Genomic DNA, 25809 nt, shown 5'->3' with positions numbered 1-25809 from the left:
CGATCTGCCCCACAGTGCTTTATGAAGTTTCGCTCCGTATCACCTTCTGTTACCGCGACCCCTGCCAGTGTTACCGAACCCAAGCGGTTTTCCCTGCGCGTTGCTCTCTGGCTGTTGGACAGCCCGCGCCTTGGTCACAACCCCAACGTCAAGCATTTTGCTGGACGCCTGCTCAAGCAGCCGGCCCGGGAAGGCGTGGTCGCGGCGCAGAGTCGCCTGGGCCAGTTGATGTGCCGCGAATGCGGCAACGCCCGTGATCGTCGCATCGGCCATGACCTGTTGCGCCAGGCTGCCCGTGCCGGCGACCGCCGTGCGCAACTGGAGCTGGGCCGGATCGAAGACTGAGCTGTCCAACACTCGGACGCTTGGTTAACCTTCATTTCTTCTTTCTACGGCAGGAATCGCTATGGCTATGGACTTGACCAGCTTGCTGCTTGGCCTGGCGGGAGCGGCGCTGCCGCTACTGGTTCTGGCCTGGCAACTGCAACGCCGGGCCAGTTCCAGCCAGACTGAGCTGAGCCTGCTGGAAGAGCGCCTGGCCACGGCCCAATTGGCCCAGGAGGGATTGGCAGCACAGTTGGATGCCAGCCGCGATGAAGTCAGCGACCTGAGCCAGGCCAATGCTCTGAAGCAGGCGGACCTGGCAGCCCTGCGCCGCGAGGTCGAATTGCTGCAGATCGAGCGCGATAACGCCCGTGATGCCGCCCACGCCTGGAACCTGGAACGGGCCGCCAAAGAAAACGAATTGCGCCGGCTGGATGCCCTGGCGGCGTCCTTGAATGCCGAGCTTCGTGAGCAGCAGGACAGCCACCAGCAGCGCCTGACCGATCTGCAAGGCTCGCGGGATGAGTTGCGCGCCCAGTTCGCCGAGCTGGCGGGGAAGATCTTCGATGAGCGCGAACAGCGTTTCGCCGAGACCAGCCAGCAGCGCCTTGGGCAGTTGCTGGACCCGCTCAAGGAGCGCATCCAGTCCTTCGAGAAGCGGGTCGAGGAAAGCTATCAGGCCGAAGCCCGGGAGCGCTTCTCCCTGGCCAAGGAGCTGGAGCGCCTGCAACAGCTGAACCTGCGCCTGAGCGATGAGGCCACCAACCTGACCCGTGCCCTCAAGGGCCAGAAGACTCAGGGCAACTGGGGCGAGCTGATTCTGGAGCGAGTGCTGGAGCACGCTGGCCTGGAAAAGGGCCGCGAGTATCAGACTCAGGTCAGCCTCAAGGGCCCGGATGGCGAGCGCTTCCAGCCTGACGTGCTGATCATGTTGCCGGGTGACAAGCAGGTAGTAGTGGATTCCAAGGTCAGCCTCACGGCTTACCAGCAATACGTCGGTAGCGACGATCCGCAGGTCGCCCAGGCGGCCCTGAAACAGCACGTGCTGTCCTTGCGTAATCACGTCAAAGGTCTGGCCGGCAAGGATTACAAGCGCCTTGAAGGCTTGCACAGCCTCGATTTCGTGCTGCTGTTCGTGCCCATCGAGGCAGCGTTTTCCGCGGCTCTGCAGGCCGAGCCGAATCTGTTCCAGGAAGCCTTTGACCGGCATATCGTGATCGTCAGCCCAACCACGTTGCTGGCCACCTTGCGGGTGATCGACAGCCTGTGGAAGCAGGAACGCCAGAGCCAGAATGCCCGGGAGATCGCTGAGCGCGCCGGCTGGCTGTACGACAAGTTCGTGCTGTTTATCCAGGACCTGGATGAAGTGGGCAATCGCCTGCAACAACTGGACAAGGCCTACGCCGCTGCGCGTAACAAGCTGACTGAAGGGCGTGGCAACCTGGTCAGCCGTAGCGAGCAGCTCAAGCTGCTCGGCGCCCGGGCCAGCAAGAGCTTGCCGGCGGACTTGCTGGAGCGGGCCATGACCGACGCCGAAGGACGCGAGCTGGAATTGCCGGAGTAATCCGCCAAAGGCCCGTCAGCCCAGGGGCAGGTGCCGGCTCAGCAGGGCGCGCAAGGCCGCCGGTTTCACCGGCTTGGCCAGATAGTCCAGGCCCGCTGCATGGACCTGGGCGACCATTTCAGGGCGCCCATCGGCACTGATCACGACCCCCGGTACCGGCTCGCCCAGTTGCGTGCGCAGCCAGGCCATGACCTCGGTTCCGGTCTCGCCGTTATCCAGGTGGTAGTCCACCAGGGCCAGTTGCGGGCGGATGCCTTCTTTGAGCAGCGCCGCGCATTCCTCGCGGTTGCGGGCGGTCCAGACCTGGCAGCCCCAGCGGGTGAGCAGGCTGTTCATGCCGATCAGAATGCTGTCTTCATTATCGACGCAGAGCACTTGCCCGCCATTGAGGGACTGGCCGTTGAGCTCGGCTGCCTTGCCTGGAGCCACCACGCTGCTGCGGGCCAGGGGCACGCTGACGCTGAATACGCTGCCTTTGCCGGGCCAGGAACGTACCTGCAGCGGATGGCCGAGCACCCGGCACAGGCCATCGGCAATCGCCAGGCCCAGGCCCAGGCCTTTCTCGGCGCGGGTCTGGTGGCTGTCCAGGCGCTTGAATTCCTCGAAGATCACCTGCTGTTTGTCCTGGGGAATACCTGGCCCCCGGTCCCAGACTTCCAGGCTCAACGTTTCACCACGGCGGCGCACTCCCAGCAAAACGGGGCCCTTGGCGTAACGGAAGGCATTGGTCAGAAAGTTCTGCAGCACCCGACGTAGCAGCTTGCTGTCGCTGTCGATGCGCAGATGGCTACCGCGCACCCGGAACTGCAAGCCCTGTTCCTGGGCCAGGACCTTGAATTCGGCTCCCAGGGTGTCGAACAGTTCGTTGAGGGCAAAGGGCTTGCGATCAGGGGTGATCTTGCCGTTTTCCAGGCGCGAGATGTCCAGCAGGTCGCTGATCAGGTCCTCGGCGGAGCGCAACGAACTGTCCAGATGCTGCACCAGTTGCTGGGCTTCGGCGGACAGGCCGTCGTCCTGGTGGGACAGGGCTGCGGAGAACAGGCGCGCGGCGTTCAGCGGTTGCATCAGATCGTGGCTGACCGCGGCCAGAAAACGCGTCTTCGACTGGTTGGCCGCTTCCGCCGTGCCCTTGGCCTCAGTCAGTGCTGCGTTGAGTTGCGACAGTTCGTGGGTACGCTCCGCCACTCGTTGTTCCAGCCCTTCATTGGCCTCGGTGAGGGCCTGCTCGGCTTCGCGGAACGGGGTGATGTCGGTGAAGCTCATGACAAAGCCGCCGCCGGGCATGGGGTTGCCGATCAGTTCGATGACCCGGCCATTGGGGAACAGCCGCTCGGAAGTATGAGCTCGACCCTGGCGCATCCAGTGCAGGCGCCGGGCCACATGGACTTCCGCCTCGCCAGGTCCGCACAGGCCGCGCTCGGCATTGTGACGAATGATGTCGGCAATTGGCCGGCCCACGCTGATCAGCCCATCGGGGTAGTTGAACAGCTCCAGGTAGCGGCGGTTCCAGGCCACCAGCTTCAGCGACTGATCGACCACGCTGATGCCCTGGGTAATGTTTTCAATCGCCCCTTGCAGCAGGGCCCGGTTGAACTGCAGCACCTCGGAGGCTTCGTCGGCGATGCGCACCACGTCTTCGAGCTGCATCTCCCGGCCTTCAATGGCGGCCTTGACCACCGCGCGGGTGGAAGAGGCGCCGAGCACACCGGCCAGCAGGCGCTCGGTATGGGCGATCCACTCGCCGTCGGCATTCTGGTTCGGGTTGAAGCCTTTGCCCTGACGATAGGCGAAGCGGATGAAGCTCTGGCGCGCACGTTCCTCACCGACAAAACGCGCGGCCAGTTTCAGCAGGTCGTCGATCTGTACCGCCAGCATCGAGCGGGAGCTGAGGCGGCCGCTGATTTCCTGGCCGATGAAGCGTCCGGCCTGCCAGTGCTCGGAGACTCGGGTGCGCGAGAGCACCGAAACCCAGGCGAACAGGGTGAAGTTGCCCGCCAGGGACAGCACTACGCCTTGGGTCAGCGGGGTGATCGGCAGGTTCAGCGGATTGCCGTGCAGCCAGGCCAGGCCGGGGAAACTGCTCAGGGACCAGCCCAGGCTGTGGGCGGCGATGGGCAGGATCAGGGTGTAGAACCAGATGAAGGTGCCGGCAGCCAGGCCGGCGAATACACCGCGGCGGTTGGCCTGTTTCCAGTACAGCGCGCCGAGCATGGCCGGTGCCAGTTGGGTCACGGCGGCGAAGGCGATCTGGCCGATGGTGGCCAGGCTGGCGGTGGAGCCCAGCAGGCGATAGCTGACGTAGGCCAGCAACAGGATGACCACGATGCTCACCCGGCGCACCGAGAGCATCCAGTGGCGGAATACTTCGAACGGCCGCTCGGCATTCTTGTGGCGCAACAGCCAGGGCAGCAGCATGTCGTTGGAGACCATGGTGGACAGCGCCACGCTGGCGACGATCACCATGCCGGTGGCCGCCGAGGCACCGCCGATGAATGCCAGCAGAGCCAGGGCGGGGTGGGCCTGGGCCAGGGGCAGACTGATGACGAAGGAGTCCGGCAATACGCTGCTGGGCAGGAGCATCTGCCCGGCGAGGGCGATGGGCACCACGAACAGCGCGGCGAGGGCCAGGTACGCCGGGAACACCCATTTGGCCAGGCGCAGGTCCTGGGGTTCGATGTTTTCCACCACGGTGACGTGGAACTGCCGCGGCAGGCAGATGATCGCCATCATCGCCACTCCGGTCTGCACCACCATCGACGGCCAGTTGATGGTTTCCTTCCAGTACTGCTCCAGGCGCGGAGCCAGCATGGCCTGGTTGAACAGGTCGTCGAAGCCGTCATAGAGGCCGAAGGTGACGAAGGCGCCGACGGCGAGAAAGGCAAACAGCTTGACCAGGGATTCGAAGGCAATCGCCAGCACCATGCCGCGGTGGTGCTCGGTGGCATCGAGGTTGCGGGTCCCGAAGACGATGGTGAACAGGGCCAGGATCAGCGACACGATCAGCGCCGTGTCCTGGGCGCGGGTGCCCATGGCGTCTGCACCGGCACCGATCAGCAGGTTGACCCCAAGCACGATGCCCTTGAGCTGCAGGGCGATGTAGGGCAGTACCCCCACCAGGCAGATCAGCGCCACCACCACCGCCAGCGACTGGGATTTGCCATAGCGGGCAGCAATGAAGTCGGCGATCGAGGTGATGTTCTCCTGCTTGCTGATCATCACCATCTTCTGCAGCACCCAGGGGGCGAACACCAGCAGCAGGATGGGGCCGAGGTAGATCGGCAGGAAGGCCCAGAGCTGCTCGGCCGCCTGGCCCACCGCGCCAAAGAAGGTCCAGCTGGTGCAGTAGACCGCCAGCGACAGGCTGTATACCCAGGCCCGCACCCGCGGCGGAAGTGGCGCGCTGCGGCGGTCACCGTAGAAGGCGATGGCGAACATGATGGCCATATAGGCCAGGGCAACGGCGGCGATCAGCCCGCTGGACAACGACATGGAAACTCCGGAACAAAGACACCGGGCACCTCAGCCCGGCCAGACAGTCTGGCACGATGTTGGATTGGCGTCAGTGTCGACCAAGGTATCAGCGCGGCCTGATGTCGCAGGGCTGAGCCGAGGCGGGGAAGGGCTACGGCTGCAGAGCGATCTCGATCAGTTCATGGAGTTCCTGAACCGGCAGTGGCGTGGCGGAGAACAGGATGCGAAACACTGTCGGTGCTACCAGCAGGTTCAGCAGGCGGTCGATGTCCGGCAGGTGTTCCGTGTGGCCCTGATAGCGCTCGAGGATGCACTGCAACTGCCCGCTGAGGATGGTCACGCAATAGCCCGGGGTCGCGCTGCATTGCACATCGCGCATCATGTTGCGCCCGGGCTCCGAGCTCATTTCGTCCAGATACTGTTCGGCCCAGGCCCGCAGGTCGCCGCGCAGGTTGCCGGTATTGGCCGGTTCGCTGTCCGGGAGCATTCGTTCCAGGGCGACATCGGCCAGCAGGGCCGACAGGTCGCCCCAGCGCCGGTAGATGGTCGACGGAGTGACACCTGCTCGGGCGGCGATCTGCGGCACGGTGAGGGACGAGCGATCCTGCTCTTCAAGGAGCTCGCGGACCGCAGTGTGAATGGATTCCTGGACCCGGGCGCTACGGCCGCCGGGGCGCAGACCTTCTTTGATAGCCATGGGGCGGCACCTTAACACAAAGAATTTGCTTTAAGCATTGGCGGGTAGCACACTGCGCAAAAGCAAAATATTAGCTTTAGTGGAGCGTGCTTATGTCCGGTGCTATCGACACTTGCGTGTCCAACCGTCGCAGTCTGGTGTTTCTGGCCATTACCCTGTTGAGTTTTCTGGCTGCCTCCAGCGTACCGACCCCGCTGTACCACCTGTATCAGGAAAACCTGCACTTTTCCCCGGCGGTGCTGACCCTGATATTCGGGGTCTACGCGATGAGCCTGCTGGCGGCTCTGCTGACCGTAGGGTCGCTGTCGGATCACCTGGGGCGGCGACCGGTGATTTTTGTCGCCTTGCTGCTCAATATCCTGGCGATGTTGCTGTTCATCAATGAAAGCGGAGTGCAGTGGCTGATTGCCGCGCGGGTGATGCAAGGCTTTGCCACCGGCATGGCCACCAGTGTACTGGGGGCGGCCCTGCTGGATACCGATCGTCAGCAGGGGCCGTTGGTCAATAGCGTTGCGCCGCTATTGGGCATGGCCTGTGGTGCCATGGGGGCCAGCCTGTTGGTGGAGTTTGCGCCCTGGCCACTGCAATTGAGCTACTGGCTGCTGCTCGGGGTGTTCGTGCTCCAGGCCGGGTATGTCTGGCGCTTGCCGGAAAGTGTCAGCCCGCAACCCGGTGCCTGGGCTTCGCTGAAACCCACGCTGCATGTGCCGGTGCAAGCGCGGCGCGCGTTATGGCTGGCCTTGCCGGTGGACGTGGCGGTGTGGGCGGTGGGCGGCTTCTATCTGTCGCTGGCGCCTTCGCTGGTCCGTGCGGCGACCGGCTCCACCTCGAACCTGATCGGCGGTGGCCTGGTGGCGGTGCTGACACTCAGCGGCGCGCTGATGATCTTTTCCCTGCGTCAGCGTCCTGCAGACAGGGTGCTGCGCCTGGGCGCCGGGATGCTGGCGACGGGAGTGATGCTGATCCTCGCTGCGGTGCATAGCGCCAGCCTGCCGTTGTTCTTCTTTGGCACCTTGGTGCTGGGCAGCGGCTTTGGTGCCGGTTTTCTCGGTGCGCTGCGCAGTGTGGTGCCACTGGCCCTGCCTCATGAGCGTGCGGGCCTGATGTCGGCGTTTTATGTGCTGAGCTATCTGGCCTTCTGCCTGCCGGCGTTGTTGGCTGGCAACCTGACCCGCAGCTTCGGCCTGATCGCTACTACCGACGGCTATGGTGCGGTACTGGTTCTCTTGTCCCTCGGTGCGCTGCTGGCCCTGATGCGCCAGCGCCCGGTGGCGGCGTGTGGGGCGTCGGGGCTTTGAGCCCGAGGCTTCAAGGGCTGCGGGATTGTGCCTGGGAAGCCGCAGGGGAGAGGTGCTGTACGCCAATCAGATACGGGCGTGTCGCCGGGCGTGGTCCGATTGCGGTGATCGCTCCTGGGGCCGTGGCATAGATGTTTATCTGCAAAATAGATAACAGATAGAGAAATTACCCGTTATATAGATATTCGATTAGGTTCTACCATGTTTCCTACCTCATCGGAGGACAGGAGACACGACCATGACATGCCCCAATAGCGTTAAAACCGGCCACTGGCCATTGAGCCATCTGCCGCATCCCCTCGAAGCCATTCGCCAATTCACCCCCAACTGGTTCGCCGCCACCATGGGTACCGGGGTTCTGGCCTTGGCGCTGGCCCAGTGGCCGGCCGAGGTTCCCGGCTTGCACCAGGTGGCAGAGGGTTTCTGGTGGCTGACCATCGCCCTGTTCCTGTTGTTTACCGCGATGTATACCGCGCGCTGGGTGCTGTTCTTCGACGAGGCGCGGCGGATTTTCGGGCACTCCACGGTCTCGATGTTCTTCGGCACCATCCCCATGGGCCTGGCGACCATCATCAATGGCTTGCTGGTGTTCGGCATGCCTCGCTGGGGCGATGGTGTGGTGGAGGTGGCGCAACTGCTGTGGTGGCTGGATGTGGCCATGTCCCTGGCCTGCGGGATCCTGATTCCCTACATGATGTTCACCCGCCAGGAACACAGCATCGACCAGATGACCGCGGTCTGGCTGCTGCCGGTGGTGGCGGCCGAAGTGGCGGCGGCCAGTGGCGGCCTGCTTGCGCCTCATCTGCTGGATGCCCACGGGCAGTTGGTAATGCTCAGCACCAGCTACGTGCTGTGGGCCTTTTCGCTGCCGGTGGCGTTCAGCATCCTGACCATCCTGCTGTTGCGCATGGCGCTGCACAAACTGCCCCATGAAAGCATGGCGGCGTCGAGCTGGCTGGCCCTGGGGCCAATCGGCACCGGTGCCTTGGGGATGCTGGTGCTGGGCGCCGATGCACCGGCGATCTTCGCCGCCAATGGCTTGCCCGGCGTCGGTGAGATTGCCGCCGGCCTGGGCCTGGTGGCGGGGCTCACACTGTGGGGGTTCGGTCTGTGGTGGATGTTGATGGCCGTGCTCATCACCCGCCGTTACCTGCGCGAAGGCATACCCTTCAATCTTGGCTGGTGGGGCTTTACCTTTCCTCTGGGCGTGTATTCGCTGGCCACCCTTAAACTGGGCAGCACCTTGCACCTGGGGTTTTTCAGTGTGTTTGGCGCGGTACTGGTGGCGGCGCTGGCGGTGATGTGGCTGATCGTGGCCAAGCGCACGGTGCAGGGGGCCTATAGAGGAGAGCTGTTTGTCTCGCCGTGCATTGCGGGGTTACGGAAATAATCGGCAAAGATAGGTAAGGTTGTGGCCTGGATCGATATTCGACATTCCAATAACAGTATCCACGCCACTCAGGGACATGGAAGATGAGTCACCCTTCGCAGTTCACCTTGCTTCGCAAGCGGCGGTTCCTGCCGTTTTTCATCACGCAATCCCTCGGTGCCTTCAACGACAACATCTTCAAGCAGTCGCTGATCCTGGCCATTCTCTACAAGCTGAGCATCGAGGGTGACCGGTCGATCTGGGTCAACCTCTGTGCCTTGCTGTTCATCCTGCCGTTCTTCCTGTTTTCCGCCCTGGCCGGGCAGTTTGGCGAGAAGTTCGCCAAGGACTCGCTGATCCGCCTGATCAAACTGGGGGAGATCGCGATCATGGTGGTGGGGGCGGTGGGCTTCGCCTTCGATCACCTGTCGCTGATGCTGGTGGCCCTGTTCGCCATGGGCACCCACTCGGCGCTGTTCGGCCCGGTGAAGTATTCGATCCTGCCCCAGGCCTTGCGTGAAGAGGAATTGGTGGGAGGCAACGGCCTGGTGGAAATGGGCACGTTCCTGGCGATCCTGGCCGGCACTATCGGCGCTGGGGTCATGATGTCCTCGGAGCATTACGCGCCGATAGTCTCCAGCGCCATGATCGGTGTGGCGGTACTGGGCTACCTGGCCAGCCGCGCCATTCCCCGGGCTGCCGCGGCGACCCCGGAGATGCGCCTGAACTGGAATATCTTCAGCCAGTCCTGGGCCACCTTGCGCCTGGGGCTGGGGCAGACCCCGGCGGTGTCGCGCTCGATTGTCGGCAACTCCTGGTTCTGGTTCGTTGGCGCCATCTACCTGACCCAGATTCCGGCCTATGCCAAGGAATGGATGCACGGCGACGAGACCGTGGTAACCCTGATCCTGACGGTGTTCTCGGTGGGGATTGCCGTAGGCTCGATGCTGTGCGAGAAGCTGTCGGGGCGCAAAGTGGAGATCGGCCTGGTACCGTTCGGCTCCTTTGGCCTGACGGTGTTCGGCCTGCTGCTGTGGTGGCATTCCGGTGGTATCCCGGAAAGCGCCACGGGTCATGGCTGGATTGAAGTGCTGGGTTTTGCCCATGCCTGGTGGGTGCTGTTCGATGTCCTTGGCCTGGGGATCTTCGGCGGCTTCTATATAGTGCCGCTGTATGCCCTGATCCAGTCCCGTACCCCGGAAAACGAGCGAGCCCGGGTGATAGCCGCCAACAACATTCTCAATGCGCTGTTCATGGTGGTGTCGGCGATTGTCTCTATCGTGATGCTGAGCATGGTCCAGCTGACCATTCCCCACCTGTTCCTGGTGGTGTCGCTGCTCAACATTGCGGTCAACGTCTACATCTTCAAGGTGGTGCCCGAGTTCAGCATGCGTTTCATGATCTGGCTGCTCAGCCATTCCATGTACCGCGTCGAGCATCGCAATCTGGAGTTGATCCCTGATGAAGGCGCTGCCCTGCTGGTGTGCAACCACGTGTCTTTCGTCGATGCCTTGCTGATTGGTGGTGCGGTGCGTCGGCCGATTCGCTTCGTCATGTACTACAAGATCTACAACCTCCCAGTGCTGAACTTCATCTTCCGTACCGCTGGAACCATTCCCATCGCCGGTCGGCATGAAGACCTGCAGATCTATGAAAAAGCCTTCCAGCGCATTGCCCAGTACCTGCGCGATGGCGAACTGGTGTGCATTTTTCCCGAGGGCAAGCTGACTGCCGATGGCCAGATCAACGAGTTCAAGGGCGGGCTGACACGGATTCTCGAGGAAACCCCGGTGCCGGTGATTCCCATGGCTCTGCAAGGCTTGTGGGGCAGCTTCTTCAGTCGCGATCCGAGCAAGGGTTTCTTCCACCGTTTCTGGTCGCGAGTGACCCTGGTGGCCGGGCCATCGGTGGCGGTGGACGCAGCCGAACCGGCGCAGTTGCAGGCCATGGTGGCGCACTTGCGGGGCCCACGGCGCTAGCTGCCGGATACGAAAACGCCCGCACATTTGCGGGCGTTTTCATTTCTGCCTGGGCTTTTCAGCTGGCGCTGACTTTCAGGCCCACCAGCCCGGCGATGATCAGCGCCACGCTGACCAGGCGCACCAGAGCCATGGATTCGCCAAACAGGATGATACCGGCGATCACCGTGCCGACGGCGCCGACTCCGGTCCAGATGGCATAGGCCGTGCCCAGGGGCAGTTCCTTCATCGCCAGGCCCAGCAGGCCGAGGCTGATGGCCATGGCAATGATGGTCAGGGCGGTGGGCAGCGGGCGGCTGAAGCCATCGGTGTATTTCAGGCCGACGGCCCAGCCCACTTCAAACAAACCGGCAAAAAACAGAATGATCCAGGACATGCCTACCTCATCGGTTGATGGGGTCGTCCCCGGAATTGATCGCTCGAATGAGTCGCGAGGTCGTCCTCGCGATGCGCAGTATACTGCCCACTCTCACGTGGGCGAGTATTTTTTTCCTCAGTCATGGCCTCGCTGTATTTCCAGCTTTTGTTCGGCTGGATCTTCCATTCGCCGGAAATAGGTCGAGAGCAGGGCCCCGGAAATGTTGTGCCAGACGCTGAACAAGGCGCTGGGTACCGCCGCCAGTGGCGAGAAATGAGCGCTGGCCAGGGCCGCGCCCAGGCCGGAGTTCTGCATGCCGACTTCCAGGGCCAGGGATTTTCGCTGCGCCAGTGGCAGCTTGAACAGACGCCCCGTGAAGTAGCCCAGCAGGTAGCCGAAGCTGTTGTGCAGCATCACCACGGCCATGATCAGCAGGCCCGACTCGGCGATTTTCGCCTGGCTGGCGGCCACCACCGCGGTGACGATGATGACGATGCTCACCACGGAAACCAGCGGCAGTACTTCCACCGCGTGCTGCACCCGCTGGCCCAGCAGGCGCTGGGCCAGCACTCCCAGCACGATCGGTAGCAGCACCACTTGCAGGATCGACCAGAACAGTTCCATGAACGAGACCGGTAGCCAGGCCGAGGCCAGCAACCAGATCAGCGCCGGGGTCAGCAGTGGGGCCAGTAGAGTGGTAACCGCTGCAATGGCCACCGACAGCGCCAGGTCGCCGCGGGCCAGCCAGGTCATCACGTTGGAAGAGGTGCCGCTTGGGCAGCAGCCGACCAGGATCACCCCGACGGCGATTTCCGGCGGCAGGTGAAATGCCTGGCAGAGCACCCAGGCCACCCCGGGCATGATCACGAAATGGGCCACCACTCCCAGGGCCACGCGCCATGGGTGGCGGGCCACTTCGGCGAAATCTTCGAGTTTCAGGGTCAGGCCCATGCCGAACATCACCAGGCCCAGCAGCGGCACGATGGCGCCCTTGAGACCGACGAACCAGCCAGGCTGGAAGAATGCCAGGATGGCGAAGATCAGTACCCAGTAAGCGAAGGTGTTGCCGACAAAGCGGCTCAGTGCAGCCAGTGCGCGCATGACCTGTTCCTTATTATGTGAAAACGCCACCGAAGGCGGTGGCGTCTAGTGCGTAGCGGTTATCCGGGCAAGGCGTCAGATGCCCTGCGGAATCTCCTCGCCGCCCAGGGCTTCGAACAGCGCCGGCAGGAAGTCGCCGAAGGTCAGCATCATCAGGGTGAAGCTGGCATCCTGCTGGCCGAGGGCTTCATCACCGCCGTCCTGTTCCGCCTGATCCTGCAGCAGGTCTTCGAACTTCAGGCGCTTGACCACCATTTTGTCGTCGAGCATGAAGGACAGTTTGTCCTGCCAGGCCAGGGACAGTTGGGTGACCACCTTGCCGGTGCTCAGGTGCAGCTGGATTTCCTCGCCGGTCAGGTCCTGGCGCTTGCAACGCACGATGCCGCCGTCCTCGTGGGTGTCGCGTAGTTCGCACTCGTCGAGTACGAAGAAGTCGTCGGCGGCTTTCTGGGTCTTGACCCAGTCGGTCATGATCGCGGTGGGGGCGATCTTCACGGTCAGCGGGCGAACCGGCAGGGTGCCGAGGACTTCGCGCAGGGTGGAGAGCAGGTCTTCGGCGCGCTTCGGGCTGGCCGAGTTGACCAGGATCAGGCCCTGTTTCGGGGCAATGGCGGCGAAGGTCGAGGAGCGACGGATAAACGCACGGGGCAGGAAGGCCTGGATGATTTCATCCTTGATCTGGTCGCGTTCCTTCTTGTAGACCTTGCGCATCTGTTCGGCTTCGATCTCTTCGACCTTTTCCTTCACCGCATCGCGCACCACGCTGCCAGGCAGGATGCGTTCCTCCTTGCGCGCGGCTACCAGCATGAAGTCCTGGCTGACGTGAACCAGCGGGGCGTCTTCACCTTTGCCGAAAGGGGCGACGAAACCGTAAGTGGTCAACTCCTGGCTTGCACAGGGGCGCGCCAGTTTGGTCGCCAGTGCAGTTTCCAGCGCCTCAGCATCAAAAGGCAGATCTTGGGTCAGGCGATAGATCAGCAGGTTTTTGAACCACATGGGGTGAATCTCTCCTTTATACAAAGGAGGGCATTATTCTCTTCGCTGCTGCTCAGGCCAACCCTTCGCTAAGCCTTTGGAAGGCCTGAAAAAATTATTATAAAAAGTGCTTGCCAGAGTGGGGGCTGCTCCGTAGAATGCGCGCCACACCGAACGTGAAGGGTGATTAGCTCAGCTGGGAGAGCGTCTGCCTTACAAGCAGAATGTCGGCGGTTCGATCCCGTCATCACCCACCATTCGCATTCAGTGTTACGCGCAGCGGTAGTTCAGTCGGTTAGAATACCGGCCTGTCACGCCGGGGGTCGCGGGTTCGAGTCCCGTCCGCTGCGCCATATTCGGTAACCTGGAACACTGAACGCCAGGTCACCACAGAAAGCCCGCTAACGCGGGCTTTTTGCTGTAAAGAGTTACGTGGGTTGTGTTGCTGTACATGGAAATTTGGTTTTTTTAATAAAATTATTAATTAAATCAACACTTTAAGAATTTCTGTGGCATAATGCGCCCCGCAACGAAGGTAAAGGGTGATTAGCTCAGCTGGGAGAGCGTCTGCCTTACAAGCAGAATGTCGGCGGTTCGATCCCGTCATCACCCACCACTTACTTTCAACGCTACGCGCAGCGGTAGTTCAGTCGGTTAGAATACCGGCCTGTCACGCCGGGGGTCGCGGGTTCGAGTCCCGTCCGCTGCGCCATATTCGGCAACCTGGAACACTGAACGCCAGGTCGCCACACAAAGCCCGCTCAATGCGGGCTTTTTGCTGTCTGGGATTTGTATCGGTTCGAATCCTGCGCATGAAAAAAGCGGCCCTCGGGCCGCTTTTTGCGTTTTTGCCTACTGCTCGGCGTTACGGCTATGCCGGTAGTCGCTGACGGCTTCATACACCGCCTTGCGCAGACGGTTGATGCCGCCGATGGGGCGATGGGCTTCCAGACCGAACCAGGGGTTGAAGGACTGGTTGTCGCAAGCCAGGTTCTGCGCCGGGGTATCGAAGTCCTGGGCGGGAAGGGTCATCCGCGCCACCGTTTCAAAGGGGGCGTCACTTTCTTTCCATTCAATGCTGGTGTCTTCGATCGGCATGAAACGGTTCGGGTCCTGGCGCTGGACTTGCAGTACGAAACAGGCGCCAACCCGGTCGGTGGAGAGTTGCTGGGTCAGGGCGCTGCGCAGGAAGTTGGGCAGATCCTGGTTCTGTGCTGGCAGGCTGTAGGCCGGGCAACTCTCGGGGTCCGGCATGACCCGGAATTTGGCGTTGGCATTGCCGAACTTGTAGGGCGAGACCGAGTAGTAGGTGGTCTGGGTCGGGCTGGCCGGGGCCGGTGACAGGGTCGCCAGGGCGATGAACAGATGCCGTACCTGCCAGGTGCGCGGATCCCACCCGGGGAAGAATGCGCCGACTTTCTTGCCGTCCGCCTGGGCGGCGATGTTCTGCTGATATTCGGCTACGTCGCTGACGAAGAAATTCGGATGATTGAACATCACGAAGTCCTGTTCACGGCGTTGTGATTCCGACGCCATCAGTTGTTGCCCGGGAACATCCAGTAGCTTGATCGCCATGCCGCGGGCGTCGCGAATACTGTCGAACTGCGGGTAGGCGTTGCCGTTGGACAGGCGTACGACGGCCTGCCAGGTCTGGCCAGGGGTGGCAAATACTCCCTGGCGCAGTGGCGGGCTCAAGTCGTTGAGGACCTGGACCTGCGCCTTCACGCAACCGTGGGCCTTGGCATGGGCATCGCGCAGGTAGCGGGTGCCTTCGCGGTGCTGGTCAACGATGCGCACCGCGGTCTGGATGATGTCCTGGGTGCGGGCTGCCTCATCGGCAGGAACCTGCTCCTGCACCGCTACCGGGCCTCGGTGGTGCCAGGCGAACCAGGCACTGGACAGTGCCCAGCCCAGCAGGCCGATGACCAGTAGCAATAACAGGGTCCTGCCCAGCAAGGCGCCGAGGCGCAGCCACAGTCGGGCCAGCAGGGACGGTCGTTTTCTGGCGAGATCGAGTTTCATGGCAATTGCGACTCCAATGGTCCGCCCAGCACTTTCAGGTATTCCAGCAAGGCCCAGCGCTCTTCTGGCTGCAGCAGTGGGCCGATAACGCCATTGCCACGCTGGCCGGCGCGGAATTCGTGGCCGCTGTTGTGGTTGCCGCTGATGCGGGTATCGAATTCAAAACCGTTCTTGAAGGCTTCCGGGCGATAGCCCAGGTGCTTGGGATCGTACTCGAAGGTGCCGCGGTAGAAGGTTGTCGAGCGCTCTGATTGCGGAGACAGCAGTTGATAGAGGTTGGGTACCGAGCCGTTGTGCAGGTACGGCGGTGTGGCCCAGACCCCGGCCAGCGGGCGGGCCTTGTAGGCGCGCAACTCGCGTACGCCGATCGGCAGCCCGTAGCCGTCCAGCCGCGGGCGCTCCTCGGAGGTGACCTTGGCGTCGCGATAGGCACGCTCTTCGACAAAGGCCGTGATGTAGGCCAGGCCCTTGGCAGCCGAAAGTTGACGCAGGTCCAGCGGTTCGCTGGGTGTCGGGTGCAGCTCGACATTGGACCTGGCCAGTTCGGCGGTATCCCACTGCAAGGAGCTCAGGTCATAGCGCAGGTCGGCGATATTGCTCGCCGAATTCGGGTCGGTGCCAATCACCGCTACCGGAAGCATTTTCAACTGCTGCACGGGGCGGCCGTTGTTGTCGCTGACCGAGGGTACATGGCAGCCGGCACAGTTGCTGGCGAACAGCTCGCGGCCCTTGGCGGCCAGCGGCTTGTCGATCGTGCCCAGCAAGGCTTCCGGCCAGGCCGGTGGCTTGAGGCGCTGCAAGGTTTCCTCGATCAGGTTGAGATCGCGGACACGTACGCTGGAAGGGTAGCGGGCCTCGCCGGTGAGGGGTTGGCCGTTGGCGTCGAACAGGTTCAGGGTGGCGCCGACCCCCAGGGCTTCGCCGATATTGCGCGCCATGGGTTGCTGCGCCGAGCCGTTCCACTGGACCCAGTCGAAGGTCCAGATATCCCAGAGTTGCGGGTAGTCCACCGGGGCATTGGCGATCCGATAGTTCTCAGGGGAAATGGCGTCGCCGAAGCTGGCATTGGCGATGCGGCCAAAGGCGTCGGTACGGCCCGGACCCTCTTCGGTTGGATAGAGGCCGCGATGGGTATCGTTCCAGGCCACCCGCAGGAAGTTATCCAGTGAGACCTTGAAGTCCTTGCGCAGTTGTTCGTGCCTGGCTTCGTAGTCGGCACCCAGCACCTTGCGGGCGAAGCGCTCGAATTTCCAGGGGTTGTAGTAGGTGCTGGTCAGGCTGGCCACGAGGGCCTGGCCGAAGCTGCCACCACGCAGGGTCGGTACGCTGGACGGCAGCACGTGCTGCGCCGAGCCGCCATCAATGCGCAGGGCTTGATGGTTGAAACGCAGCTCGCCGGTGTGGCAGGCAGCACAGGTGATGTCCAGGTATTGTTCCGCGCTGCCCGGATTCTGATGGCGGGCGAAGCCCACGGGCAGGTTGCCGGGATTCTGCGCTGTGGCTTTCTGCCCCGGCTCCACCAGGAAGCCGAAGCGGGCCAGGTACTCGGGAGCGGCAAAGGGCTGCTCGGAGAACGGCAGTTCCAGAGCGCTGAACCATTCATAGCGCAGGCCTTTGACCTGGGTGCCCTGGGGAGTGAAATAGTAGGTCTGGCGATCCTTGGCATCCCATTGGTCCAGGTAGTGCACCTGTTCAACGGGTACATAGTCGGGGAGTTTCGGATTGGCCACGTAGTACAGGACTACAGCCAGGACAATGCCGATCAGCACGGCAATCAACAGCAACACACGATAGATGAGGCGCAAGATGTACTTCCTTGTCGAATTTCGTTTCCTTATGCCTGAGCTCATCTGACGCGGCAAGTAGCCATTACTTGAGCTATGGTTATTCGCGCCCGTTCAAGCGCCTCGGTAAGCGGCCTGGGCAGAGTGTACCCCAGAGCATGAAAACGCGTTTAAAGACGTGAACTTATCGGCCATTTACTACTCTTACGCCGGTAGCCATTGGTCGTGGTCGCCTGATAAGCTCGCGGCTTTATTCGATTGCCCTTTAGGCGCATGAACAAGGAAATAGCATGAAACAGCATCGGTTGGCGGCGGCGGTGGCCCTGGTTAGCCTGGTACTTGCGGGTTGTGATTCGCAGACCAGCGTAGAGCTGAAAACCCCGGCGCAAAAAGCTTCCTACGGTATCGGCCTGAACATGGGCAAGAGTCTGGCTCAGGAAGGCATGGATGACCTGGATTCCAAAGCGGTCGCCCAGGGCATCGAAGATGCCGTCGGCAAGAAAGAACAGAAGCTGAAGGATGAAGAGTTGGTCGAAGCCTTCGCCGCGCTGCAAAAGCGTGCCGAAGAGCGCATGGCCAAGATGAGCGAAGAGTCGGCGGCTGCCGGCAAGAAATTCCTCGAAGAGAACGGCAAGAAAACCGGTGTGACCACCACCGCTTCCGGTCTGCAGTACGAAGTACTGAAAAAGGCTGACGGTCCTCAGCCCAAGCCGACTGATGTCGTGACTGTTCACTACACCGGCACCCTGACCAACGGCACTGTGTTCGACAGCTCGGTAGAGCGTGGCAGCCCGATCGATCTGCCGGTCAGCGGCGTGATCCCGGGGTGGGTCGAAGGCCTGCAACTGATGCACGTGGGCGAGAAGTACAAGCTGTACATCCCGAGCGACCTGGCCTACGGCGCCCAGAGCCCGAGCCCGGCGATTCCAGCCAACTCGGTGCTGGTCTTCGAACTGGAGCTGCTGGGTATCAAGGATCCAGCCAAGCAGGACGCCTCCAAGTAACCTGCGTCAGCGCCTGAAGCAACGCCTCGTTCTTACGGGGCGTTGTCGTTTCTGCAGGTTGCTGCTGGCAAATTATCCGAACCGACGGCAGCGTGGGTGGTCTGAACAGGGTATGAGCGGTAGGTAGTCGCTGGAGGCTGCCAAGTCAATGAAATTATGGGTTTTTTTATGTGAGTAAAAAACGCCCGATCTGAGCTCAGCCCTTATGAAACGGGGCTTTCAGCCGTGAAAAATAGCTCTGTTCACAAGGTTATCCACAATTTGTGTGGATAACATTTCAGTGGGAGTGATGATGAAAGCACCCTGGAATTTTGCTCGTTTCCTGCCGTTGGCGGGGCGCTTGCTGAGCCGCGGTCGTTTGCCCACGCTGCTGTTCGCCGTGGCGAGCAAAGGCGCCAGCCAGGGCGGACGCCTGGGCAAGGTCAAACAGGACCTGCGCTTGTTGCAGGCACTGTGCCTGGCCTACTGGCGTGGCGAGTACCGGGCCATCAGCCCCAAGGCGCTGCTGTCGGTGGTGGCAGGCTTGATGTATTTCCTCAGCCCGGTGGATGCCATTCCCGACTTTATTCCGGTGTTCGGCATGCTTGACGATATCGCCGTTCTGGCTTGGTTGATGAAAACCCTGGATGACGAACTCAACGCCTTCCGAACCTGGCGTAATCGGCAAATGCCGGAAAAACTCGCGGTTGTCGAGCGCTTGCCGGACACTGCGGAGCAATTGCTGCTGGAAGGACCGCAGAAAAACTAAGGGTATTCACCGCCTCCCACAACAATCATGCTCCCCGCGACCATTGCCGCTGTTAGGATTACACTTCAAGGGAAAAGTCCGACTCGCTAAGTGTCGTTGTCCTACGGGGTAGTAATGGATATTCAGATTATTGAACGCGATGGCGAGCCCGAATATGCGGTTCTGCCGTGGGCTCAGTATCAAGCTTTATTGTCAGCCGCAGGTCTTACCGAACAACCACCGCACGCTGCCGCAACTTCTCAGGCAGCGCCACCAGCCCAGAATCTTCCGGGCCTGGATCAATTACGCAGTCTGCGCGAAGGGAAGGGCATCGCCATCGAGGCGCTGGCCCGCAAAGTTGGTATCAGTCCGTCTTACCTGGCCCTGATTGAAAGTGGCGAGCGTCAACCCGACGCTGCGATTCGCCGCAGCCTGGCCTGGGAGTTGACGGTGCCGGGGTGGAGGGAGCAATCGTGAGTGTAAGGATCAGTCGTCAGCACTGGGATGGGCTGTTGGGTGAGCTGGATCAGGCCCGTCGTCAGCGGCATCTTTTAACCTATCGAGCCTTGTTGGAGCGCTTGCAACTGCCCAGCCCGGCCATGCAGACCCTGACAGCCGCGCTGGAGCATCTGGCAGCGCTGGATGCACGGGCCGAACAGCCTTTGCGCAGTTCCCTGGTGATCAGCCAGGGGGCCAGCCGCTTGCCGCGTACCGGCTTCTTCGAGTGCGTGGAGCGTCTGGGGCGTTTTTCCGGCCCTTCCGACGGTGTTGCCGCGGCTTCCTGGCATGCCTCGGAAGTGGTGCGGGTCTTCGAGTACGAGTATCCCGAATCAGCGGAGGCTTGAATGTTCCTGGCACTCAAGGCGCGACTCGGCTATTGGCTGGCGCGCCGTTTGTTTCATTGGCCGTGGTTTGTCCGCCAACCCCGTGTCTGGCGTTGGATGGAAGGTCAGTTCGCGCGCATGGCCAATCTGGGCAATGTCGGTGCGCTGAGCTTTTATGGGCACATCCTGACTTTTCGTGGGCAGGGGCTTGGCGCCCGTCAAGAAGGTCAACGCCTGCTGCGGCTGGCTGCACTGGCAGGGGATGGCAAGGCAGCCTATCAGTTGGGCGTGATCAGCCTGGCCGGCTCGCCCAGCAAGGCTCCCGACGCTGTCGAAGCGGCGCGCTGGTGGACGCTTTCGGCCCAGGCCGGGCATCCTCTTGCGGCGCTCAAACTGACGCAGCTCGATCAGCCGACTGATCCCGCAGCGGCTCACTGAGGTTTTGCGCACCCAGGCTGGCTGCCGCTTCCAGGCTGTCGATCACATGGATGCTGTAGCCCTGGATATTCTTGGCGTGATGCTTGGCCTGGGAGGCCAGCTCCGCCAGTTGGCTGGAGTCCAGTTGGCCACAGGCCTGTGGATACAGGTGCACTACGCCGATGGACAGTGACAGCAAGGGAAATTCCTGACGGATACCTTGCCGATTGGGGGCGACAAAGCAGCCAGCCTCCAGGTGTTCGCTGCGGTAGAAGCGCCGGCACTGGCTGTGGAAGTCATCCAGCAACTGGTTGAGCCGTCGGCGCCAGTCTTCCGGCCCCAGCACCAGCAGAAAGTCATCCCCACCGATATGTCCGACGAAGTCGCGGCTCGGGTCTACCCGGTCGTTCAGGCATTGGGCCAGGCACAGCAGCACCTCATCGCCGCGGCCATAGCCATAGATATCGTTGAAGGGTTTGAAACTGTCGATGTCGACGTAGCAGATCACCGATTCCCGAGCTTGCTGCAGCAGGCGGCTCAGGCACTGCTGGATCGGCACATTGCCGGGCAGCAGAGTCAGCGGGTTGGCGTAGCGGGCTTGCTGGATCTTCAGCTCCGTAATCAGCTTGAGCACATCGATGACCCGCCCCAGCCCCAGATAATGGCCATTCAAGGTGATGATGAAATCTTCCTCGATGCGTTGGCGGGCGCGGCTGGTGATCAGGCGGCTGACCTGCTGCAGGGACTGGCTGAGTTCGACCGCGAGAAAGTCATCGTTCATCAGGCGGCTGATGGGCTTGCGGGCGAACAGGTCGGTGGCAAAGGGCTTGAGCAGGGCGTCGGAGAGCGAGTGCCGATGGACGATGCCGCAAGGCTGCCCCTGTTCGTCCAGCACCGCCAGGGAGTTGAGGTTGGCTTGCCGGCGAAAGGCTTCCAGGACGTTGGCGGTGGGCGTATTGCGGGCAACGGCCGGTTGCTCGTTGAGCAGCGCACTGAGGTCGCTGCCATCATCGTTGAGGGCCACGCTGGTGTGATCATGCTTGGGCATCATTGCCCGAGCGTCCCTCGGCGGCTGTTCCTGGGGGCGACACAACAGGTAGCCCTGGACCAGGTCGACGCCCATCTCGGTCAGCACTGCCAGTTCTTCGGTCAGTTCGATCCCTTCGGCGATCACCTGGGCGCGGGAGGCTTTTGCGATTTGCAGAATCGAGCCGACGAACTCGCGCTTGAGGGCATCCTGGTGAATGCCGTCGATAAAGTGCCGGTCGATTTTCACGTAGTCCGGGCGCAGCTCCGACCACAGGCGCAGGCTCGAATAACCGGCGCCCAGGTCGTCCAGGGCGATGGAGAAACCCATGTCGCGGTAATGGTGCAGGGCGTTCTGCAGCAACTGGAAATCGTCGATCGGGGTCTGTTCGGTAAGCTCGATCACCACCTGGCTGGGGGGGATGCCGAAGTCCTCAAGCAGCTGCAAGGTACGCCCTGGTTGGTGGGCGGCCTCCAGCAGGGATTCCGGTGAGACATTGAGGAACAGCTTGCCGGGCAGTTGCTGTTCGCTGAAGCGTTTGCAGGCGCTTTGCCGACAGGCAATCTCCAGCTCGCTCAGGCGCCCGGCCTGGCGCGCGACGGCGAACAGCGCGACAGGGGAGTGCAGAGGGCTGTTTGAGGGGCCGCGACTCAGGGCCTCATAACCCAGGATGCGCCGCTCGGACAGGGAAATGATCGGTTGGAACAGGCTGTGCAAACCGCTTTGAGCCAGGATTGAACTCAATGCACTGAGCTGTTCGGTCGTGGTCATGGCGATCTCTGTCGATAAAAAAAGGACCGGGCGCGGCTCTGGCTAGAGAGCGGCGCCCGGTCCTTTATTTCACGACAGAATGATGACTGTTTAATGACGATCCGAGGAGCGATCGAATTAAATTGCCATCATCCTCAGTGCTTGGCCACCGAGGTGTTGAGCTTCAGATAGTCCAGCAGGATGCGCCCGGTTTCACTCAGGTAGGCGTCGTCTTCCGGCTTGGTCTTGTCCGGCTCGGCAGCAGCCAGTGCATCTTCGTCTTCTTTCTTCAGCTCTTTGAGCGGCTCCTCGCCCTTGGCTTTGCGACGGGCGTTTTCCAGGGCCAGTTGCTTGGCTTCGATATCGGCATGTTGCGCCCGACGATCGGCTTCATTGAGGCTGACGGTTTTTTCCGCCATCAGCTTCTGTGCCAGGGCCAGCTTGTCGCGGATGAACACGAACTCCGGATCTTTCGCCGAGCGGCTTTCGTGTTCGGCCTTGAGCTGAGCCAGGAACGGTTTGAACGGGTCTACCGCAGGCTTGATGGCCGGGCGGATGGTGTCCCATGGCATGGCTTCAGGCAGGGCGCTTTCGCCGATTTCCTTGGTGTCGATGATCGACGGATAGCCGATATCCGGCAGCACGCCCTGGTGCTGGGTGCTCTGCCCGGAAACCCGGTAGAACTTGGCCAGGGTCAGCTTCAGCTCGCCGTGGTTCAGCGGCTGGATGGTCTGCACGGTGCCTTTGCCGAAGGTCTGGCCGCCGATGATCAAGGCGCGGTGGTAGTCCTGCATGGCGCCGGCGAAGATCTCCGAAGCCGAAGCCGAGAGACGGTTGACCAGCAGTGCCATCGGGCCTTTGTAGAAGGCACCGGGGTTTTCATCTTCCAGTACATCCACCCGGCCGTCGGCGTTGCGCACCAGCACGGTAGGACCCTTGTCGATGAACAGGCTGGTCAGCTCGGTGGCTTCCTGGAGGGAGCCGCCGCCGTTGTTGCGCAGGTCGATGACCACACCGTCGACCTTGTCTTTCTGCAACTCGGTCAGCAGTTTCTTCACGTCGCGGGTAGTGCTCTTGTAATCCGGATCACCAGCGCGGAAGGCCTTGAAGTCCAGGTAGAAGGCCGGGATCTCGATCACCCCGAGCTTGTAGTCCTTGCCGTCCTGCTTGAGGTTGAGGACCGACTTCTTCACCGCCTGGTCTTCGAGCTTCACCGCTTCGCGGGTGATCGGCACGATCTTGCTGGTCTGGTCGTTTGGCGCATTGCTGGCCGGGATCACCTCCAGGCGTACCAGGGTGCCTTTCGGACCACGGATCAGCTTGACCACTTCGTCCAGGCGCCAGCCCACCACGTCGACCATTTCCTTGTCACCCTGGGCCACACCGATGATCTTGTCCGCAGGGGCTACCTGCTTGGTCTTGTCGGCAGGACCTGCCGGCACCAGGCGCACGACCTTGACCTGATCATTGTCGCTCTGCAACACGGCGCCGATGCCTTCCAGCGACAGGCTCATGTTGATGTCGAAGTTTTCCGCGTTATCCGGCGACAGATAGTTGGTGTGCGGGTCGTAGGACATGGCGAAGGTGTTGATGTAGGCCTGGAAGATATCTTCGGCACGGGTCTGGTCCAGGCGCGCCAGCTGGTTCTTGTAGCGCTTGGTCAGGGTTTCCTGGATCTGCTTGGGATCCTTGCCGGCGATCTTCATCCGCAGCACTTCGTCCTTGACGCGCTTGCGCCACAGGTCGTCGAGTTCGGCGGTGGTCTTGAGCCAAGGAGCATCCTTGCGATCGATCAGCAAGGTTTCCTTGGTGGTGAAGTCGATCTTGTCGACGCCCTTGTTAAGCTCGGCCAGAGCGAAGTCCAGGCGGGATTTGACCCGGTCCAGATAGCGCTTGTAGATGGTGAAACCGGCGTTCAGGTCGCCGCTCTTGAGGAAGTCGTCAAACTGGGTTTTCCATTTGTCGAACTCCGCGATGTCGCTGGCCATGAAGTAGCTGCGCGACGGATCCAGCAGCTTCAGGTAGCTGTCGTAGATGATCACCGAGCGCGCATCATCCAGCGGCGGTTTGCTGTAGTGATGACGTTTGAGCAGTTCAACGACATTGAGGCTGGCAATTACCTCATCGCGATCGGGCTGAAGATTGTCCCAGCTATTGGCTGCGAACGTATTGGTCGACATCGGCAGCAGGCCGAAACCAATGAAAAGAGCGAGGGCGGTGCTGGGGAACAAATGCTTCATGCTGATTCGACGCGGGGGCAATTGATAACGCATATTAGGCCGTCTTTGAAGTCGCCGGTTCCATAAGGACCGGTCGCATAATGCAAAAAGCCCGGTGCTACCGCTCCGGGCTCAGTCCAGACTCACTATGGAGGCACTGTGAAAGCATTGCAAGGCGTTGAAGGTCATGTGGAGTGGGTGGAAGAGCCAAGTCCGGCCTGTGATGTGGGGCAAGTTCGCATTCGGGTGGCGGCTGCTGGCCTCAATCGGGCCGACCTGTTGCAGCGTGCGGGGCTCTATCCCCCACCTCCCGGAGCCAGCAAGGCCCTTGGCCTGGAATGCTCCGGGGTAGTCAGTGAAGTGGGCCCGGGTTCGTCCTGGCAAGTGGGTGATCGGGTCTGTGCCCTGCTGGCGGGCGGAGGCATGGCTGAAGAAGTGGTGGTAGATGCCCGCCATGTACTGCCAGTACCCGAAGGGTTGTCCCTGGCCGAGGCCGCGGCGCTGCCCGAGGTCTACAGCACAGCCTGGCTGAATCTGTTCCAGCTGGCAGCGCTCAAGCCGGGCGAGAAGGTCCTGCTGCACGCTGGCGCCAGTGGCGTCGGCTCGGCGGCTATCCAGCTGTGCAAGGCGTTCGGCAACCCGTGCTGGGTGAGCGTTGGTTCAGCCGATCGCCTGGCCTACTGCGAGAGCCTCGGTGCCCAGGGCGGTGTGGTGCGTACCGATGGCATTGAGGCGCTGCGGGACTTTGGGCCTTTTGATGTGATTCTCGACCCGGTGGGCGCCAATTATGTGGCCAACAACCTCAAGCTGCTGGCCCTGGATGGACGTTGGGTGCTGATCGGCTTGATGGGCGGGCGCGAAGCGCAGCTGGACCTGGCCCAGGTGCTGGCCAAGCGGATCCAGTTTCTGGGGTCGACCCTGCGCAGCCGCAATGACCAGTTCAAGGCCGACCTGTTGAGCGACCTTGGACAGAATGTCTGGCCGTTGTTCAGCGAAGGGCGTCTGAGCCCGCAATTGGCCAGGACCTTTGCGATCCAGGATGCAGAAGCCGCTTTTGCGGAGCTGGCGACCAATCAGGTCTCGGGCAAGCTGGTGCTGGTGATCGACCCCAGCCTGACCTGAGCCCTGCAGGAGCCGGCTTGCCGGCGAAGGGAGCGTCAGGCCTGGCGGTCTGTTCGCTGGCAAGCCAGCTCCTACACAAGCCAGCTCCGGGGATATCTGGGGCGGGTCACTTCCAGTGGTGGATCGGCCAGCCGGCCTTCTGCGCATGTTCACGCAGCACCGGATCCGGGTTCACCACCTGCGGGTGGTCCACGCGCAGCAGCAACGGCAGGTCATTACGCGAGTCGGAGTAGAAGGTCGCGCCTTCCAGGTTTTCTTCCTCGGCATCCAGCCATTGCAGCAGGCGGGTGATCTTGCCCTCGCGGTAGGTCAGGGTGCCAACGGTGCGGCCGCTGTAGACCCCATGCTGCACCTCCAGCTCGATTCCCAGGACTTCGTCGATACCCAGGCGCGCGGCAATCGGTTTCACTAGGTGGGTGCCCGAGGCCGAGATCACCAGGATCCGGTCGCCGGCCTGGCGGTGGGCGGCAATGGCCTTGCAGGCGTCGCTGAAGATGATCGGCTCGATCACCTCTTCGACCCAGGGTTCGACCAGGTGCGCGACCTCCTCCGGGGTGCGTCCGCTCATGGGTTCCAGGCTGAAGTCCATGAACTCCTCCATGGCCAGCTTGCCATGGCTGTAGGCGTCCATCAGCTCATGGTTGCGACGCATGAACGACTCGCTGTCGACCCAGCCCAGGCGGCCCATCTGTTCGCTCCAGAGGGTGGCGCAGTCGCCGTGAATCAGGGTTTCGTCCAGATCAAAAATTGCCAAGGCCATCAGTGCCGCTCTCTCTT

General features: G+C 61.8%; 21 protein-coding genes and 4 tRNA genes. 15 read left to right on the top strand and 10 right to left on the bottom strand.

Going from position 1 to position 25809, the window contains the following annotated elements:
- Positions 1–21 precede the first annotated feature (21 nt).
- Entirely contained in the window at positions 22–345 is a 324-nt protein-coding gene (locus tag AC1RMG_RS13670) for an SEL1-like repeat protein (protein WP_011062679.1), read from the top strand.
- 175 nt (positions 346–520) lie between these two features.
- On the top strand, positions 521–1888 hold the full coding sequence (locus AC1RMG_RS13665; protein WP_162865008.1) for a DNA recombination protein RmuC: 1368 nt from the start codon (positions 521–523) through the stop codon (positions 1886–1888).
- Positions 1889–1903: 15 nt separating this feature from the next.
- Here AC1RMG_RS13665 and AC1RMG_RS13660 read toward each other — a convergent pair whose 3' ends face one another.
- Both AC1RMG_RS13660 and AC1RMG_RS13655 read right to left on the bottom strand, forming a co-directional pair.
- The gene (locus tag AC1RMG_RS13660) at positions 1904–5377 is read right to left on the bottom strand and encodes a hybrid sensor histidine kinase/response regulator (protein ID WP_258611071.1); all 3474 of its coding nucleotides are present in this window, start codon (positions 5375–5377) and stop codon (positions 1904–1906) included.
- 133 nt (positions 5378–5510) lie between these two features.
- On the bottom strand, positions 5511–6056 hold the full coding sequence (locus tag AC1RMG_RS13655; protein ID WP_220223110.1) for a TetR/AcrR family transcriptional regulator: 546 nt from the start codon (positions 6054–6056) through the stop codon (positions 5511–5513).
- Between the two features lie 92 nt (positions 6057–6148).
- Here AC1RMG_RS13655 and AC1RMG_RS13650 point away from each other — a divergent pair, with 92 nt between their 5' ends.
- From AC1RMG_RS13650 to AC1RMG_RS13640, 3 genes are all read left to right on the top strand, one after another.
- A complete protein-coding gene (locus tag AC1RMG_RS13650; protein WP_194237610.1) occupies positions 6149–7354 on the top strand; it encodes an MFS transporter in 1206 nt (401 codons plus the stop codon).
- Positions 7355–7592: 238 nt separating this feature from the next.
- Positions 7593–8744, top strand: coding sequence for a TDT family transporter (locus AC1RMG_RS13645; protein WP_493169418.1), 1152 nt, complete (start codon positions 7593–7595; stop codon positions 8742–8744).
- Between the two features lie 83 nt (positions 8745–8827).
- On the top strand, positions 8828–10702 hold the full coding sequence (locus AC1RMG_RS13640) for an MFS transporter (protein ID WP_169892144.1): 1875 nt from the start codon (positions 8828–8830) through the stop codon (positions 10700–10702).
- 58 nt (positions 10703–10760) lie between these two features.
- On the opposite strand, the gene sugE is transcribed toward AC1RMG_RS13640, so the two are convergent.
- The 3 genes from sugE to rdgC all read right to left on the bottom strand — a co-directional run bounded on the left by sugE (position 10761) and on the right by rdgC (position 13157).
- The gene (sugE, locus tag AC1RMG_RS13635) at positions 10761–11078 is read right to left on the bottom strand and encodes a quaternary ammonium compound efflux SMR transporter SugE (protein ID WP_011062672.1); all 318 of its coding nucleotides are present in this window, start codon (positions 11076–11078) and stop codon (positions 10761–10763) included.
- A 117-nt stretch (positions 11079–11195) separates the two neighbouring features.
- Positions 11196–12161 (bottom strand): bile acid:sodium symporter family protein, encoded by a 966-nt coding sequence (locus tag AC1RMG_RS13630; protein WP_011062671.1) that lies wholly within the window; start codon positions 12159–12161, stop codon positions 11196–11198.
- A gap of 75 nt (positions 12162–12236) precedes the next feature.
- On the bottom strand, positions 12237–13157 hold the full coding sequence (gene rdgC, locus AC1RMG_RS13625; RefSeq protein WP_011062670.1) for a recombination-associated protein RdgC: 921 nt from the start codon (positions 13155–13157) through the stop codon (positions 12237–12239).
- Between the two features lie 160 nt (positions 13158–13317).
- On the opposite strand from rdgC, the gene AC1RMG_RS13620 reads away from it, so the two are divergent.
- The 4 genes from AC1RMG_RS13620 to AC1RMG_RS13605 all read left to right on the top strand — a co-directional run bounded on the left by AC1RMG_RS13620 (position 13318) and on the right by AC1RMG_RS13605 (position 13848).
- Positions 13318–13393: transfer RNA gene (locus tag AC1RMG_RS13620), tRNA-Val, on the top strand.
- A gap of 19 nt (positions 13394–13412) precedes the next feature.
- A tRNA-Asp gene (locus tag AC1RMG_RS13615) sits at positions 13413–13489 on the top strand.
- A gap of 187 nt (positions 13490–13676) precedes the next feature.
- Positions 13677–13752, top strand: a tRNA-Val gene (locus AC1RMG_RS13610).
- 19 nt (positions 13753–13771) lie between these two features.
- Positions 13772–13848: transfer RNA gene (locus AC1RMG_RS13605), tRNA-Asp, on the top strand.
- 140 nt (positions 13849–13988) lie between these two features.
- On the opposite strand, the gene AC1RMG_RS13600 is transcribed toward AC1RMG_RS13605, so the two are convergent.
- Positions 13989–15158 (bottom strand): catalase family protein, encoded by a 1170-nt coding sequence (locus AC1RMG_RS13600; protein WP_368994095.1) that lies wholly within the window; start codon positions 15156–15158, stop codon positions 13989–13991.
- Positions 15155–16963 carry a di-heme-cytochrome C peroxidase gene (locus AC1RMG_RS13595; protein ID WP_493169415.1) on the bottom strand — a complete coding sequence of 603 codons (1809 nt, stop codon included), beginning with the start codon at positions 16961–16963 and terminating at the stop codon, positions 15155–15157. The genes AC1RMG_RS13600 and AC1RMG_RS13595 overlap by 4 nt, the downstream gene beginning before the upstream one ends.
- 269 nt (positions 16964–17232) lie before the next feature.
- On the opposite strand from AC1RMG_RS13595, the gene bamJ reads away from it, so the two are divergent.
- From bamJ to AC1RMG_RS13570, 5 genes are all read left to right on the top strand, one after another.
- Positions 17233–17946 carry a BamJ family beta-barrel-assembly machinery protein gene (gene bamJ, locus AC1RMG_RS13590; protein WP_053159759.1) on the top strand — a complete coding sequence of 238 codons (714 nt, stop codon included), beginning with the start codon at positions 17233–17235 and terminating at the stop codon, positions 17944–17946.
- A 292-nt stretch (positions 17947–18238) separates the two neighbouring features.
- Positions 18239–18694 (top strand): YkvA family protein, encoded by a 456-nt coding sequence (locus AC1RMG_RS13585; protein ID WP_011062666.1) that lies wholly within the window; start codon positions 18239–18241, stop codon positions 18692–18694.
- Between the two features lie 114 nt (positions 18695–18808).
- Entirely contained in the window at positions 18809–19150 is a 342-nt protein-coding gene (locus AC1RMG_RS13580) for a helix-turn-helix domain-containing protein (protein WP_015636619.1), read from the top strand.
- The gene (locus tag AC1RMG_RS13575; protein WP_003179080.1) at positions 19147–19518 is read left to right on the top strand and encodes a hypothetical protein; all 372 of its coding nucleotides are present in this window, start codon (positions 19147–19149) and stop codon (positions 19516–19518) included. The genes AC1RMG_RS13580 and AC1RMG_RS13575 overlap by 4 nt, the downstream gene beginning before the upstream one ends.
- Positions 19519–19935 (top strand): SEL1-like repeat protein, encoded by a 417-nt coding sequence (locus tag AC1RMG_RS13570; RefSeq protein WP_011062665.1) that lies wholly within the window; start codon positions 19519–19521, stop codon positions 19933–19935. It begins immediately after the preceding gene.
- Here the strand turns inward: AC1RMG_RS13570 and AC1RMG_RS13565 are convergent.
- Positions 19886–21712, bottom strand: coding sequence for a bifunctional diguanylate cyclase/phosphodiesterase (locus tag AC1RMG_RS13565; protein WP_015636618.1), 1827 nt, complete (start codon positions 21710–21712; stop codon positions 19886–19888). The genes AC1RMG_RS13570 and AC1RMG_RS13565 overlap by 50 nt on opposite strands.
- A 134-nt stretch (positions 21713–21846) precedes the next feature.
- The gene (locus tag AC1RMG_RS13560; RefSeq protein ID WP_173476968.1) at positions 21847–23931 is read right to left on the bottom strand and encodes a carboxy terminal-processing peptidase; all 2085 of its coding nucleotides are present in this window, start codon (positions 23929–23931) and stop codon (positions 21847–21849) included.
- 138 nt (positions 23932–24069) lie between these two features.
- On the opposite strand from AC1RMG_RS13560, the gene AC1RMG_RS13555 reads away from it, so the two are divergent.
- Positions 24070–25032 carry an NAD(P)H-quinone oxidoreductase gene (locus AC1RMG_RS13555; RefSeq protein ID WP_011062662.1) on the top strand — a complete coding sequence of 321 codons (963 nt, stop codon included), beginning with the start codon at positions 24070–24072 and terminating at the stop codon, positions 25030–25032.
- Between the two features lie 106 nt (positions 25033–25138).
- Here the strand turns inward: AC1RMG_RS13555 and AC1RMG_RS13550 are convergent, their stop codons facing one another.
- Positions 25139–25792, bottom strand: coding sequence for an HAD family hydrolase (locus AC1RMG_RS13550; RefSeq protein WP_011062661.1), 654 nt, complete (start codon positions 25790–25792; stop codon positions 25139–25141).
- Positions 25793–25809: the final 17 nt, after the last annotated feature.

The organism is Pseudomonas sp. GW822-FHT04H02, assembly GCF_058800645.1.
Note: the sequence above shows the minus strand (reverse complement) of the source record. Positions and strands in the feature narration are given on the sequence as shown.